Source organism: Nisaea sp. (genome assembly GCF_965216895.1).
Lineage (GTDB): Bacteria > Pseudomonadota > Alphaproteobacteria > Thalassobaculales > Thalassobaculaceae > Nisaea.
On the sequence record NZ_OZ244205.1, the window covers coordinates 2,778,000 to 2,792,680 of the forward strand.

Annotated in this window: 12 protein-coding genes; 4 read left to right on the forward strand and 8 right to left on the reverse strand. The window is 66.4% G+C overall.

All coding sequences use genetic code 11. The features are described 5' to 3' along the window. Positions 1-74 precede the first annotated feature (74 nt). Positions 75-959 (reverse strand): LysR family transcriptional regulator, encoded by an 885-nt coding sequence (locus ACOOE1_RS13390; protein ID WP_420402698.1) that lies wholly within the window; start codon positions 957-959, stop codon positions 75-77. 132 nt (positions 960-1,091) lie between these two features. Here ACOOE1_RS13390 and acdA point away from each other — a divergent pair, with 132 nt between their 5' ends. Together acdA and ACOOE1_RS13400 are read left to right on the forward strand one after the other, a co-directional pair. Continuing rightward, positions 1,092-2,327 carry a 3-sulfinopropanoyl-CoA desulfinase gene (gene acdA, locus ACOOE1_RS13395; protein WP_420402699.1) on the forward strand — a complete coding sequence of 412 codons (1,236 nt, stop codon included), beginning with the start codon at positions 1,092-1,094 and terminating at the stop codon, positions 2,325-2,327. Positions 2,328-2,368: 41 nt separating this feature from the next. Beyond that, positions 2,369-3,976, forward strand: coding sequence for a thiamine pyrophosphate-binding protein (locus ACOOE1_RS13400; protein ID WP_420402700.1), 1,608 nt, complete (start codon positions 2,369-2,371; stop codon positions 3,974-3,976). 131 nt (positions 3,977-4,107) lie between these two features. Here the strand turns inward: ACOOE1_RS13400 and ACOOE1_RS13405 are convergent, their stop codons facing one another. The 4 genes from ACOOE1_RS13405 to ftsE all read right to left on the reverse strand — a co-directional run bounded on the left by ACOOE1_RS13405 (position 4,108) and on the right by ftsE (position 8,875). Then, positions 4,108-6,453, reverse strand: a complete 2,346-nt coding sequence (locus ACOOE1_RS13405) for an adenosylcobalamin-dependent ribonucleoside-diphosphate reductase (protein ID WP_420402701.1) — start codon at positions 6,451-6,453, stop codon at positions 4,108-4,110. Between the two features lie 127 nt (positions 6,454-6,580). Then, positions 6,581-7,225, reverse strand: coding sequence for a YdcF family protein (locus ACOOE1_RS13410; RefSeq protein ID WP_420406434.1), 645 nt, complete (start codon positions 7,223-7,225; stop codon positions 6,581-6,583). 2 nt (positions 7,226-7,227) lie between these two features. Continuing rightward, positions 7,228-8,133 (reverse strand): cell division protein FtsX, encoded by a 906-nt coding sequence (locus ACOOE1_RS13415; protein WP_420402702.1) that lies wholly within the window; start codon positions 8,131-8,133, stop codon positions 7,228-7,230. A gap of 4 nt (positions 8,134-8,137) precedes the next feature. Further along, positions 8,138-8,875 carry a cell division ATP-binding protein FtsE gene (ftsE, locus tag ACOOE1_RS13420; RefSeq protein WP_420402703.1) on the reverse strand — a complete coding sequence of 246 codons (738 nt, stop codon included), beginning with the start codon at positions 8,873-8,875 and terminating at the stop codon, positions 8,138-8,140. 172 nt (positions 8,876-9,047) lie between these two features. Here ftsE and ACOOE1_RS13425 point away from each other — a divergent pair, with 172 nt between their 5' ends. Then, positions 9,048-9,878, forward strand: coding sequence for a zinc-ribbon domain-containing protein (locus ACOOE1_RS13425; RefSeq protein ID WP_420402704.1), 831 nt, complete (start codon positions 9,048-9,050; stop codon positions 9,876-9,878). A 37-nt stretch (positions 9,879-9,915) separates the two neighbouring features. Then, on the forward strand, positions 9,916-10,431 hold the full coding sequence (locus tag ACOOE1_RS13430) for a GNAT family N-acetyltransferase (protein WP_420402705.1): 516 nt from the start codon (positions 9,916-9,918) through the stop codon (positions 10,429-10,431). Here ACOOE1_RS13430 and ACOOE1_RS13435 read toward each other — a convergent pair. From ACOOE1_RS13435 to ACOOE1_RS13445, 3 genes are all read right to left on the reverse strand, one after another. Beyond that, a complete protein-coding gene (locus ACOOE1_RS13435; RefSeq protein WP_420402706.1) occupies positions 10,428-13,088 on the reverse strand; it encodes a TIGR02302 family protein in 2,661 nt (886 codons plus the stop codon). The genes ACOOE1_RS13430 and ACOOE1_RS13435 overlap by 4 nt on opposite strands. Positions 13,089-13,246: 158 nt before the next feature. After that, positions 13,247-14,503, reverse strand: coding sequence for a diaminopimelate decarboxylase (lysA, locus tag ACOOE1_RS13440; protein WP_420402707.1), 1,257 nt, complete (start codon positions 14,501-14,503; stop codon positions 13,247-13,249). 19 nt (positions 14,504-14,522) lie between these two features. Beyond that, complete coding sequence (locus ACOOE1_RS13445) at positions 14,523-14,669, reverse strand: hypothetical protein (protein ID WP_420402708.1); 147 nt, start codon at positions 14,667-14,669, stop codon at positions 14,523-14,525. Positions 14,670-14,681 lie beyond the last annotated feature (12 nt).

Genomic DNA, 14,681 nt, shown 5'->3' on the forward strand with positions numbered 1-14,681 from the left:
GACCCGCAGGTCGCCCGTGTGAGATCACACATGCAAATGCGAATAAGTCGCAAAAATACACATGCCAAACAATGTTATACTATAACATTTTCGTCTTGCAACCCGCTTAGGGCCGCGACCAGAACTTCCGTGAGGTCGCCCCTGGGCGAGACGTGCCGCTCGACCACGATCACCCGCCGCGTGGCAACCGGATCCCCGAACGGCAGAACACGAACCTTCTCACGGACCACCCGGTCCAGCGCATAGGCGGGCACGACGGCCACGCCGAGCCCGCGCGTCACCATCTCGATGATCGGTTCGATCGCATCGAGTTCCATTGCCTCGTCCACCTGGACGGCCCGGTCACGCAAGGCATGCTCGATGATGCGTCCGACGCCTGTTCGCCGGTTGAAACGGATAAAGGGATGACGGGTCAGCAACTCCACGTCGGTGGTTCCCGGGAAGTCTCCACAGGCAATCGCGCAGAGCGGTTCCTCGAAGATCAAGTACCCCCTGAGCTCCGGCGGAAGACGTTCGGGCGCGGTGAGGATGGCGGCGTCCAGTTCCCCCTGCGCGACCCGCCCGAGCAGGCCGGCCGAGAGCCCGCTCTCGATCCGGACCCGCAATTCCGGGTGATCCCGGTGCAGGCGGGCGAGCGCCGATGGAAGGATCCCCGTGCTGGCGGTCTGGATGACCCCGAGGCGCAGGGTTCCGGCGATCTCTCCGCCGCGGCGCGCTATGCGCTTCAGGTCCTCGTACTTGGTCACCACCTCACGCGCTTCCGGCACCAGGGCAAGCCCCCGGTCGTTGAGCACCGGCGGGCGGCGGGAGCGGTCGAAGAGGTCGGCGCCCAGCTCCTCCTCGAAGTTTCGGATCTGCATGCTGACCGCCGACTGGGCGAGACCCAGCCGGTCCGCAGCGGCGGCGAAACTGCCGCGGGCGGCGACTTCGAGAAAGATCTGCAGGCGGCGGAACGACATGAGCTCACAGCTTCATTTTTTCTGATTTTAATTATCAGAATAATGCGCTTGCCTGAAGTTAATCCGGCCATCAGACTTCACGAGACCGTGAGAAGCGTATGACTCCCACGCCAGTTATCGAGGAAACGCCCCATGCTTTTCGATCTGACCCAGGACCAGAAGGATCTTCAGGCCCGTGCCCGCGCGCTCGCCGAGGAGGTCATCGCCCCGCGCGCCGCCGAGGTCGACCGCACCGAGCAATATCCCTGGGACAATGTGAAGGCGCTGACAGAGGCCGGCTTCATGGGCATGACCGTGCCATCGGCGTATGGCGGCCCCGGCCGCTCCTATCTCGACACCGTTCTGGTGATCGAGGAGATGGCGGCAGCCTGCGGCGTGACCGGGCGCATCGTGGTCGAAGGGAATATGGGCGCGATCTCGGCGATCATGACCTACGGCAGTGAAGCGCAGAAGAAGCTCGGCGCCGAACATGTGCTCTCGGGCGACAAACTCGCCATCTGCATCACCGAACCGGATGCCGGCAGCGCCGCGACGCAGATGACCACGCGGGCCGACAAGCGCGGCGACACCTTCATCCTGAACGGCAAGAAACACTGGATCACCGGCGGCGGCGTCTCCCGCCTGCACCTTATCTTCGCCCGGGTCTTCGACGAGGACGGCACCGAACTCGGGATCGGCGGATTCCTCGCCGACAAGGACAAGTCCGAAGGCCTCATCATCGGAACCCGCGAGCCGACCATGGGCCTGCGCGGCATTCCGGAGACCGAGGTGATCTTCCAGGACCTGGAGGTTCCGGCGTCGATGGCGTTGCTGCCGCCGAGCGGCTTCAAGCGCGGCTTCGCCGACCTGATGAACGCCTATAACGCCCAGCGCGTCGGGGCCGGGACCGTCGCCATGGGGGTCGCCGCCGGCGCTTACCGTCATGCCCTCGCCTTCGCCGGGGACCGTGAACAGTTCGGCCGCCCGATCGCAGAATTCCAGGGCCTGCAATGGATGCTGGCCGACATGTCGGTGCAGCTCGAGGCCGCCCGTTCCCTGATCTACCGGGCAGCAGCGAGCGCCGAACGCGACGGCGCGCATTTCCCCGATGCGACCCTCGCGGCGCAGGCCAAGATCATGGCATCGGAGATGGCGATCAAGGTGACCACCGACGCGCTGCAGGTGTTCGGCGCGCGCGGCTATTCCCGCAACTATCCGATGGAACGGATGCAGCGGGACGCACGCATGTTCACGATCGGCGGCGGCACGGCGCAGATCTTGCGCACCGTGGTTGCCTCCCGCATCCTCGAGCGCAAGCTGCCGCAGACCCGCGAGGGCCATCTCAGGCTCGCCGAAAAGGACAGCGCCAGCCGACTCGCCGCCGAATAGGGCCACGCGGCCGGATCCGACCGGAAGACAGGAACAGTTTCATGCGTATTGCCGACGTCATTGCCCGCCGCCTTTACGAGGCGGGGGTCCGATATGCCTTCGGCGTGCCCGGGGGCGAAGTCCTGACCCTGGTGGACGCACTGGAAGCGGCCGGGATCCGCTTCCTGCTGGCGAAACACGAGAATGCGGCCGGCTTCATGGCCGAGGGCGTCTGGCACATGACCGGCGCGCCCGGCGTGCTGGTCTGCACCGTCGGGCCGGGCGCGGCGAACGCCGTCAATGTCACTGCCAATGCCGAGCAGGACCGGGTCCCTCTGATCGTGCTCACCGGCTGCGTCGATGCCGGCGAGGCGGTGACCTACAACCACCAGATCTTCGACCACACGGCGGTCTTCGGCCCGGTCTGCAAGGCCAGCGTCACCATGCCGGAAAGCAATGCCGACGCGCTGATCGACAAGCTGGTGCGTCTTTCCATGGCCGACCGCCCGGGCCCGGTGCATATCGACCTGCCGATCGCCGTCGCCGCGAATGAGGTGCCGGAGGCTCGGCCGGTGCGCCGCCCGGCCCCGCTGCCCGCCGCCCCCGCGCCGGGACCGGAACTGGAGGCCGCCCGCGCCGCGCTGGCCAAGGCCGAGCGCCCGCTGATCGTCGCTGGGCTCGACGTGGTGAACCAGGACGCCGCCGACACGCTGGCCGCCTTCGCGCGAAAGTTCGGCGCGCCGGTGATCGCCAGCTACAAGGCGAAGGGCGTCCTGCCGGAGGACGATCCGCTTTCCCTCGGCGGCGCAGGTCTCTCGCCGCTCGCCGACAAACACCTGAAGCCGGTGATCGAGCAGGCCGATTTCATCCTGCTTGCCGGCTACGACCCGATCGAGATGCGGCCCGGCTGGCAGAATCTCTGGGACCCGGAGCAGAAAATGGTCATCGAGCTGCTCGCGGCGCCCGAATATTCCTACATGCACAATGCCTCCATGACCTTCCACGCCCATGTCGGCGAGAGCCTGAAGGCGCTCGGCGACGGCGTTGCGCCACGGGAGACCTGGCCGGGCAACCAGATCGCCGAGACCCGCTCGGCCCTCGCCGGCGCCTACGGCCAGAACGAAGCCTGGGGCCCGGCGGCGATCACCACCACGGTGCGCGCCAACACCCCGCGCGACGCCGTGCTCACCATCGACAGCGGCGCCCACCGCATCCTCGCGAGCCAGGTCTGGGAAGCACAGGTGCCGCATGCGGTGCTGCAATCGACCGGTCTCTGCACCATGGGCTGCGCCCTGCCGCTCGCCACCGGCGCCAAGCTCGCCGCCCCGGAGCGTGCCGTGGTCGCCTTCACCGGCGACGGGGGCCTCGAGATGGTACTGGGCGAACTGGTGACGCTGCGCGACCTGAAGCTGCCGGTGATCGTCGTCGTCTTCGTCGATGCCTCGCTGGCGCTGATCGAGAAGAAGCAGCGGGAAATGGCCTACGGCAATGCCGGGGTGGACATGCACGAGACCGATTTCGTCGCCATCGCCGAAGCGCTCGGCGGGCATGGGGTCGTCTGCGAGGACCGGGAGACGCTCGCCGCGGCGGTGCGCACGGGCCTCGAGGCCGAGACCTTCACCCTCTGCGCCTGCCGGATCGACCGGCAGAGCTACGACGGCCGCATTTAGCCCCTCAATTCGTCATCCCGGACTTGATTCGGGAGCTTTCGACGGACTCGGCCCGATATTCGACAAGGTCCCGGCTCTAGCAGCCGGCTAGCGGCCGGGATGACGGCTGAGAGGAGAGACGCCTTAACCCCTCACCCGCATTTCGAATAGCCGCAGGACGTGCAGAGATCGCAGCCTTCCTGCTTCATCAGCGAGACCGAACCGCAGCTCGGGCACTGGTTCGGGACCGGACCGCCGGCGGCCGGGCCGTCATTGACCGCGATCGCCTTCTTCCTGTCGCCGAAATCCATCTCCAGCGTGTCCGGATCCTTCAGGAAGCCGATATCGTGCAGATGCTGCTCGATCACCCCGCCGATCGCGGCCAGGAGGGACGGCACATATTTCCCGCCCATCCAGCAGCCACCGCGCGGGTCGAACACCGCCTTCAGCTCCTCGACCACGAAGGAGACATCGCCGCCGCGCCGGAACACCGCGCTGACCATGCGGGTCAGGGCCACGGTCCAGGCGTAATGCTCCATGTTCTTCGAGTTGATGAAGACCTCGAACGGACGGCGGCGGCCGGCCTGGATCACGTCGTTGATGGTGATGTAGATCGCGTGGTCGCTCTCCGGCCACTTGATCTTGTAGGTCTTGCCCGGCAGTTCCTCCGGCCGGTCGAGCGGCTCCGACATGTAGACCACGTGCGGGTCGAGCGCCGGATCCGTCCTGGCGCCGGCGGCGGGCGCGGACTCGTTCGTATTGGCCGCCGGCGGGGCCTCCGCCGCCTCTTCCTTCTTCTTCTCGTCCGAGACGCTCAGAACCGAGCCTGTGATCTCGTTCGGCCGGTAGGTCGTGCAACCCTTGCAGCCCTGCTCGTAGGCCGAGAGATAGACGTCCTTGAAATCCTCGAAGGAAATATCGACCGGCACGTTGATGGTCTTGGAGATCGAGCTGTCGATGTATTTCTGCACCGCCGCCTGCATGGCGACGTGGTCCTTCGGCTCCAGCGTCTGGGCATTGACGAAGGCGTCGGTCAGCTCTGCGTCCTCGCCCTTGATGTGCCTGTAGAGCCGGTAGGCATAGTCCGAGACCTCCTCGGTCTTCCGGCTGCCGTCCGGCATCAGGACCGTACGGTCGTAGGCGAAGCTGAAGACCGGCTCGAGACCCGAGGAGACATTGTCGGCGACGAGCGAGATGGTGCCGGTCGGCGCGATCGAGGTCAGCAGGGCATTGCGGATTCCGTGCTCGCGGATCGCGTCCTGCACATCGGGATCCAGCTCCTTCACCGATTCGCTCTCGAGGTACCTGTCCGCGTCGAAGAGCGGGAACGGCCCCTTCTCCTTGGCAAGCTCGACCGAGGCGAGATAGGCATGACGGCGGAGCGCCGCCATCCACTTTTCCGTCGCTTCCACCGCTTCCGGCGAGCCATAGCGCAATCCGCAGAAGATCAGCGCGTCGGCAAGCCCGGTGACGCCAAGGCCGATGCGGCGCTTGGTCTCCGCCTCGTGTTTCTGCTCCGGCAGCGGAAATTTCGAGGCATCGACCACATTGTCCATCATGCGGACCGCAAGCGGCACCACCCGGGCGAGCTCGTCGAGATCCAGCTCCGCATTCTCCTCGAACGGGTTCTTCACGAAGCGGGCGAGATTGATCGAGCCGAGCAGGCAGGCGCCATACGGCGGCAGGGGCTGCTCGCCGCAGGGATTGGTGGCGGCGATGGTCTCGCAGTAGTGCAGGTTGTTCCGCTTGTTGATGCGGTCGATGAAGATCACGCCCGGCTCGGCATAGGCGTAGGTCGCGGCCATGATCTTGTCCCAGAGCTCGCGCGCCCGGATCGTCTTGTAGACCGTGCCGTCAAAGACCAGATCCCATGGCCCGTCGTCCTTCACCGCCTGCATGAAGGGGTCGGTCGCGAGCACCGAGAGATTGAACATGCGCAGCCGCGCCGGGTCCTGCTTCGCCTCGATGAAGGCCTCGACGTCCGGATGGTCGCAGCGCAGGGTCGCCATCATCGCCCCGCGACGCGAGCCCGCGCTCATGATGGTGCGGCACATCGCGTCCCAGACATCCATGAAGGAGAGCGGTCCGGACGCGTCCGCGCCGACGCCGTGCACGCGCGCGCCGCGCGGCCGGATGGTCGAGAAGTCGTAGCCGATGCCGCCGCCCTGCTGCATGGTCAGGGCGGCTTCCTTCAGCGCTTCGAAGATCCCCGCCATGTCGTCCGGGATCGTGCCCATGACGAAACAGTTGAACAGCGTCACCTGCCGCCCGGTGCCGGCACCGGCGAAGATCCGGCCGGCCGGCAGATAGCGGAAGTCCTCCAGCGCGGAATAGAATTTCGCCGCCCAGGCCTCCTGGTCGCTCTCGACCGCGGCGAGGGACCGCGCGACACGCTGCCAGCTCTCCTCGATTGTGCGATCGACAGGCTCGCCGTCGGCTTTCTTCAGGCGGTATTTCATGTCCCAGATCTGCTGGGAAATCGGCGCAATGGACGTCATTCCGGGCGTGTCCGTCTCATTCTTTGAAACACTAGATGTTGTGAACCCTCACAAGGGGCGCACAACATATATGCGCCCGATCCAGAAGTCTATCACCTGATGCACCCACGCGCGACTCGAACCGACTCTAGCCCGGAATCAGTGCCCGGATCGTCACCCGGAGCCACGCGGCCTGGAATTTGACGAACTCCGAGAACATCAGCAGCCGCGAGTCGGGTGACGTCCACCAGTCTTCAAGACCGGGCGAGGCCGGGCGGACCGGATGTTCATGGATTTCGACCCCGGGCATCGCCGCGTGGAACTCCATCGCCGAGCGCGCCATGTGATAGGTCGAGGTGACGAGGATCATCGAGCCGTAGCCCCCCGCCTTCATCCAGGCGGCCGCCTCCGCCGCATTTCCGATCGTGTCGTGCGCGCCGTAGCCGAGCGCGATGCAGCAGGCCATGAGCTGCGGATCGACGGTAAGTCCGCTTTCCGCCATCGCCGCACGGAAGGCGGGCGGGCCGACGATATCGTTCACACCGGTCACCAGCAGGGCGCGGGCGCGGCCCTCGAGCAGGAGCGAAACCGCGACAGGCACCCGCCTGCTGCCGCCCGTCAGTACCACGATGGCATCCGCTTCGGGGGTCGCGTCCGGCGCTTCCGCCGGCATTGCCGCGAGGAACCAGAGAAAACCGCCGATCCAGAACAGCAGCAGCGCCAAGGCGCCGATCGCGGCCCGCAACAGCCAGCCGCGCAGGGTTGATGTCAGAAACCCCCGGCTACGGTCCATGGTCACGGGTTGAACCTCCGGAGCGCCGCCATGACCGAATACCGGGCAGCGATCCAGGCAACGAAGGCAACGAGGAGCGGCGCGGCGGCGATCAGCGCCCAATCCAGAACGTCCCCCGGCAGACCGCCGATCGCCGTATCGAGCAGGCCGGGACCGCGCACCGCATCCGGATCGAGCAGCGCCGCCATCGCGGCCAGCGTGCCGAGCGCGAGCAGAGCGCCGACGATGCCGCCGCGCAGCGCCATCTTCAGCACATGGGCCTGGAACTCCGAGGCGATATAGCCGTCGCGCGCACCGATCAGATGCAGTATGGCGATCACCTCGCGATGGATCGAAACCGAAGTCCTGACCGCGAAGACGACAGCGATCCCCGACGCGCCCATGACCAGCGCCAGCACCGTCAGGCCCATCGCCTCCACCGCCCGGGTCAGCTTCGCGACATGCCCCATCCATTGGCTGTGCGCATCGACGGAAACGCCGGGATAGAGCTCGGCGAGGCGGTTCTCGAACGGCGCGAGCGCGCTCGTCGGCGGGTGCTCGAAATGCAGGTCGAACAGCCGCGGCAGCGGCAGATCGCGGACCAGGTCGGGACCGAGCCACGGTGCCAGAAGATGGGCGCTTTCGGCCGGATCGACTCGCTGCAGCCGCACCAGCCCGGGCAGCGCCCGCATCATGCGGATCGCCTGCTCCATTTCCCGCGTGTCATCGATACCGGGTTCGGCGGCCGGAAGCTGCACCGTGACGACGCTGCCGAGCGCGAAGTCCCAGCGCGCGGCGAGCCGGTGCGAAGTCACCGCGCCGACCGTGGCCAGCACGGCGAAATAGCACATGATGCCGAGCAGCCACGGCAGATAGCGGGCTGACGGGTCCTGGCTCAGCGGAATGTCGCCGCGGGTGATCAGCGCCATCGCCTCAGCCTCCCCGCCGCCGCACCGCCTGCCCGCCTCCGGCCCCTCCGACCGGGCGCGGCGCCGGACGCCGGACGCCGGGCCCCCGGACCAGCGCGACGCGACCGTCCTCGACATTGATGCAGGGATAGGAAAAGCGCTCCACAAGTGCCCGGTTGTGGGTCGCGATCAGCACCGTGGTGCCCATCTTGTGCAGCTCCTCGAAGAGGTAGAGCAACCGCACGGCGACCCCGTCATCGACATTGCCGGTCGGCTCGTCGGCGAGCAGCAGCTGCGGCCGGCCGATCACCGCGCGGGCGATCGCGACGCGCTGCTGCTGGCCGCCGGAGAGCGTGTGCGGCAAGGCATCGAGATGACCGGAGAGACCGACCCATTCGAGCAGCTCGGGCACATACTCGCGAATCGCCGATTCGCGGGCGCCGGAGATCCTGAGCGGCAGGGCGACATTGTCGAGCGCGCTCAGATGCGGGATCAGCCGGAAATCCTGGAAAACGATGCCGATCCGCCGGCGCAGCGCCGGAATGCCCGCGCGGGTGATCGTCGCGGCGTTTTCCCCAAACAGGGCGAGACGTCCGCGCGATGGCTTCAGCCCGAGATACATGAGCTTGAGAAGGCTCGACTTTCCGGCTCCGCTGGCCCCGGTGATGAACTGGAAGGTGCCTTCCTCGACATCGAAATTCACGTCGCGCAAGATGGCCGGACTCCCGGGATAGCGGAGTTCCACATTTTCGAACTGGATCACGACGCGGCGCGCCTCCCTCTCCCGATTCCCGGATGCCGTCGCCACATCCGGTTTGGCAGCCCCATGATTTCAGATCGTTGCCGTGATGGAAAGATGCGTGGCGGCAGCAGGTAGGCGACGCGAACGGCTTTGTCTTATACTGTTGCCGTGCGGTCTCGGATAACGGAAAGCCATGAAAGTCAACTGCCCCGAATGTTCCCAGCACTTCAGCGTGCCGGACAAGGCGATCGGCCCCAAGGGCCGCAAGCTCCGGTGCAGCAAATGCGGCCATCAGTGGCATCAGATGCTCGAGGCGGAAGAGCCGCCGAAAAAGAAGAAGGCGGCTCCGAAACAGGTTGAGCAGCCGGTCGCGAAGGAGATCGAGCCCCCCCCACCCGAAGAGGAAGAAGAGGAGGAGGTCGTCCCCTTCGCCCGCTTCGGCAGCGGCGAAGCCGATCCCGACGCACCGCCGGCCTTCGAAGAAGAGGACGGCGAGGAGCGCGAGGGCGCGTTCAGCGCGCCGCCGATCCCGCGCGGACGGATGCCGCTCTCCGGCAAGCCGAAACGCAAACGCAAGGGGCTCATCGCGGCCGCCGCCGGGGTGGTTCTCGTGGCCGGGCTCGGAACGCTGTTCGGCGCCCGCGCGGCGCTGGTAGGCACCTGGCCGCCGATCGACCGGCTCTACCAGTCTGTAGGACTCGGTGTACCGGTGATCGGCGAAGGCCTGGTGATCCAGAATGTAGGCGCCTGGCGCAAGGCGGAAGGATCGATCGAACTGCTGCTGGTCAAGGGCGAGATCCGCAATCCCACCGAGCAGCTGCAGACCGTGCCGACCCTCTCCGGGAAGCTCACCGGCAGGCAGGGCGACATCATGCAGGAATGGCTGTTTCAGGCGGAGAACCAGGTCATCCTGCCCGGCGAGAAGACGACGTTCCAGTACGAGCTTCCGCAACCCGGCGCGGATGCCGCCGAAGTCACCGTCACCTTTTCCGAGCGGGCGCTCGGCGGCGGGCTCGGCTATTGAACCGCCTACAGTTCGCCGCGCAGGACCGTGACCAATGATGCAAATCCCGACACTTGAGACTCCGCGACTCCGCTTGCGGCCTCAATCTTGGGAAGACTGGCCCGAATACCGGAACATGATGGCGTCGGGCCGATCGACCTACATGGGCGGTCCGTTCTCCGAGAAATACGCGTGGGGCATGTTCTGCAACGATCTGGCGCAATGGGCGCTCTTCGGGCACGGCTCGCTGATGCTGGAAAACCGCGAGGACGGACGTTGTCTCGGGCAGGTGGGCGTCAATCACGGACCGCTGTTCCCGGAGCCGGAACTCGGCTGGATGCTTTATCCCGGCGCGGAGGGACACGGCTCCGCTCATGAGGCGGCCGTGGCTCTGCGGGAGTGGGCCTTCCAGGTTCGCCGCCTGAGCACGCTCGTCAGCTATATCGATCCGGGCAATATGCGCTCACGGCGGCTTGCCGAGCGACTCGGTGCCGAACTCGATCCGGACGCGGTAAAGCAGGACCCGGACGATCTGGTCTATCGGCACGCCGCCCCCCGGACGGCCGGAAACTAGAAGCGCTTGAGCAGTCGCTCGATGTAGTCGAGTTCCAGTGTCGGCCGCGAACGGTCGCCGGAGCGGTCGCGCAACTCGTCGAAGATCCGGCGCGCACGCTGGATATCGCTCTCCGCCGGGATCTCGACATTGCTGTTGTCGTTGAAACCGTAACCGGTGCGCCGGCGGTTCAACGGATCGCCGTCGTCGTAGTCCAAATCGTCGCTCTCGTTCGCCTGCGCGTTCGGATTCTCCTGGCCCTGGCCGTTCGCCATCTCGCGCAGCGCCTCGTTCAGCGCGTCGGCGCCCTGTCGCATCTGGCTCAGCGCGTCGCCCTGCGGGCCGACCGCCTGGCCCGGCGCGTTTTCGCCGAGTGCTTCGGTCGCATCGCGCATCGACTGTTCCGCCTGCCCGAACCCTTCCGGGATCTGCCCGAGCCCCTCGCCGACCTTGCGCATGAACTCGCCGAGCTGCTTGCGCAGACGTTCCTGCATCTCCGCCAGTTCGGCAGCCAGTTCCTCCGCCGTCATCTCGCCCTCGCCGCCCGGCATCTGCCCTGGCATCGGCTGCTGGCCGCGCTGCCCAGGTTGCTGACCCGGACGCTGACCCGGACGCTGACCCGGACGCTGGCCGCGTTGTGCCTGCTGCCCCGGCCGCTGCCCGCGCTGGCGCTGACCCTCCTGGAAGGTCCTGTCCATCAGGTCGCGCTGCTGCTGCGACAGTTCGTTGAGCTGCCGCATCATCTCCTGCAGCGCCTGCTGCTGCGGCGACATCTGCTGCTGCTGCATGCCCATGCGCAGATTCTCCATCATCTGCTGGAGCTGCGAGAGCATCTGCCGTGCCGCATCGCGGGCGCCGGTCTTCGCCATGTCGCGCATCTGGTCGAGCATCTTCATGAGATCATCGCGACGGAGCATCTGGTTCGGGTCGACCTGCTGGCGTTCCATCTGGTCGCCGCGCTGCGCCTGTTTCATCATCTGCTCGGCCATCGCCTGGAGATACTTGTCGATCGCCTGGCGCATTTCCTCCATCAGGCGCTCGATCTCCTCGTCGCTGGCATCGCCGGCAAGCGCTTCCTGCAGCTTGCGCTCGATCTCGCGGAGATCGCGCAGCGCGGTCGAGACATCGCCATCCTCGATCCGGAGCGCCACGTCCCAGAGCAGTTTTTGCAACGCCGCGATGCCGTCCGCATCCGGCGCCTTGAAATAGAGCCTGCTGGCGGCGGATTTCAGGCCGAGGAAGACGACCGTGTCGTGGAAGTAATGATGCGGCCTCGCGGCGAGGGTCAACAGGATCTCGGAAATATCGATCCGTTCCTCCGGCTCCGAGACCAGGCGCTTGCGCTGCTCGATCACCGCGCGGGCAACCGGATGGGTGAAGACCCGTTCCGGCAGCGGCATGTCGACCGGATCGCTGACGCCTTTCTGGCCGATATCGTCCTCGGCCTCGAGCGTGATCCGGACCTGATGCCCGGCCCAGGGATGCGGTGTCAGATCACTGAAGCTCCGGCCGGAGATATCCTTGCGGTCGCCGGCGACGGCGGGCATCGCAATCTCGATCGGCGCCTCTTCGGTGACCGCGCCATCCACGAGACGGTGAATCCGGGCGCGCACCCTGGCGACGCCGTAATCGTCCTCGGCCTCGTAGCGGAGAACGAGCGCGTGCCGCTCGGACTGAGACGGTGCTTCGGGGAAGGCGACTGTCGGCGCCAGATCGGGCAGAACGTTGATCTGCCAGGATGCGAGCGCATCGCCGTCCTGCGTCACAGCAAGCCGCGTACCGCGGGAGATCGGCGCCTCGATCTGATGGCTTTCCGGCGCGATCGTCTCAAACGCGATCCTTTCGGACCTTCCCTCGGAAACCCCGTCCGCGCTCTTGTCCGCGGCACCGGCCTCGACCCCGTCCTCGATTACCAGGACCGGGGTTTCCTCGCCGCCGTTGACGGTCGCGAGGAAGCGGCTACCGACAGGAATCGCCACGGTCTCGGGTCCTGTTTCCTGCCCGGTTTCCGCTCTCACGGCAATCGGCCGGGTCAGAAGGATCGGCGGCTTGCCGGTATAGTCGGGCGGACTGATCCAGACATCGGCCAGCGACACAGGCGCGCCGCCGGTACCGCTCAGATCCGGCAGCATCGCGGCACGCAGCCTTTCGCCCGGGTTATGCCAGCCCGCAACCAGACCGACGATGAGCAGCAGACCGACGACCGTGCGCAGACCGACCGGATCCGCCGCGGCCGCCTGCGGTTCGGGTGCGCCGACACGGACGCGGGCGCGAACATCGCCCAGTCGTTTCAGGTGCGCCTGCCAGAGCGCGGCTTCAGTGCGACCCCCACCGGCGACATGGTCGCTCATGGCGGAAAGCGGCCGGTGCCGGAGCCCGGACCAGCTCTCGAGACGGCGCAGGATGTGGTCCTCGTCGGGCCAGGAGAAACTCTCGAAGCTCTTTCTGAGAGCAACCAGGAACACCGCGAGCGCCAGGACCAGCAGGGCCGCATGCAACAGCCCTCCGGTCGCCTCGCCGATGGATTGGGGAACCTCGAGAAGGGCGAGCCCGAGAAAGAGCCCGATCAGGGCGAGCGGCCACCTGAAAGCCGGGAAAAACCGTTCCCAGGCCAGAACGATCCCGGTCACCCACAGCTTGGGGCGGTAGGGAAGAAACGTCCGGGCACCGTTACGCATGCAAAGACCCATCCCCGGCGTTTCGCCGCGTCTCGAGGGACGAATCCCGACCGCCTCCCCCGCTGGCGTCGCCACCCGCGGCGGCACGGGAACCTGTCGATTCCCGATCTTCCCCCGGAGATGCCGGGAGGGTCAAGGGACTCGGGACTGAAGGTGGATCAGGCTAGCCCCTCTTCAAGGGCCAGCATGTCGTCGAAACTCTGCCGGCGGCGGATCACCCGGAAGCTGTCCCCCTCGACCAGGACTTCCGGGCAGAGCGGCCGCGAATTGTAGTTCGAACTCATGACCGCCCCGTAGGCGCCGGCCGATTTCAGCACGACGAGCGCACCTTCGCCGACTGCGCCGAAGGTCCGGCCCCGGCCCAGATAGTCGCCGCTCTCGCAGATCGGACCGACGATATCGGCGAGCCCGCCCGCCTCCCCGGCCGGATTCTCGTCGACGGTGACAATCTCGTGATGTGCCTCGTAGAGGGTCGGCCGGATCAGGTCGTTCATCGCGCCGTCGACAATCACGAAGCGCCGTTCGGCGCCATGCTTGACGAACAGCACGCGGGTCAGGAAGTAGCCTTCATTGCCGACCAGGTAGCGGCCCGGCTCGATCGAGAGGCGGCAATCGAGGTCGCCGACCGTATCCTTCACGATGGCGGCATATTCGTCGATATCCGGCGGCGCGCTGCCGTCGTAGGAAACGCCGATGCCGCCGCCGAGGTCGAGATGATCGACAACGTGACCGGCCTGGCGCAACGAGAGCGTCGTGCCGCGCAACCGCTCGTAGGCCGCCCGGTAGGGCGCGACGTCCATCAGCTGCGAGCCGATATGGACCGACATGCTCCGGAGGGTGACATGCTCCAGCGTCGCCGCCAGTTCGAACATCTCCGTCGCCCGGGCGATATCGATGCCGAACTTGTTCTCCTTGCGTCCGGTCGTGATCTTGGCGTGGGTCTTGGCGTCGACATCCGGATTGACCCGGATCGCCGCCGGCGCCACCACCCCCCTGGAGGCCGCGACCTGGTTCAGTAGCCGCAGTTCGGGCTCGGATTCGACGTTGAACTGGTGAATCCCGGAGTCGATCGCGAAGGCCATCTCCTCCGCCGTCTTGCCGACGCCGGCGAAGACCACCTTCGATCCCGGAACGCCTGCGCGAAGGCTGCGCGCAAGCTCGCCGCCGGAGACCACGTCCATCCCGGCTCCGAGATCGCCGAACAGCTTGATCACCGCCAGGTTGGAGTTCGCCTTGATGGCGTAGTAGATCGAGACCGGAAGCCCCTTCAGGGCGGTTTCGAGCGCACGGTAGCGCGCGGTCATTCCGCTCGCGGAATAGACATAGACCGGCGTGCCGACCTCTTCCGCGATGCGCGCGAACGGGACCCGTTCGACATGCAGCGCGCCGTCCTGATAGGAGACTTGCTCACTCATTTCATGGAACCCTGGTGTCTTATTGCGTCGGGTAGGTGCGCGGGAAATCCGACGGAGTGCCCTGCGGCGGTTTCAGATTGCCCTTCTTGCCGCAGGCCGCCTGGGTCAGCGCCAGGCCGGCGAGCAGCAGGATCAGCAATCCAACCCGTGTGATCCGTTTCAGCATCGGACTTCTCCC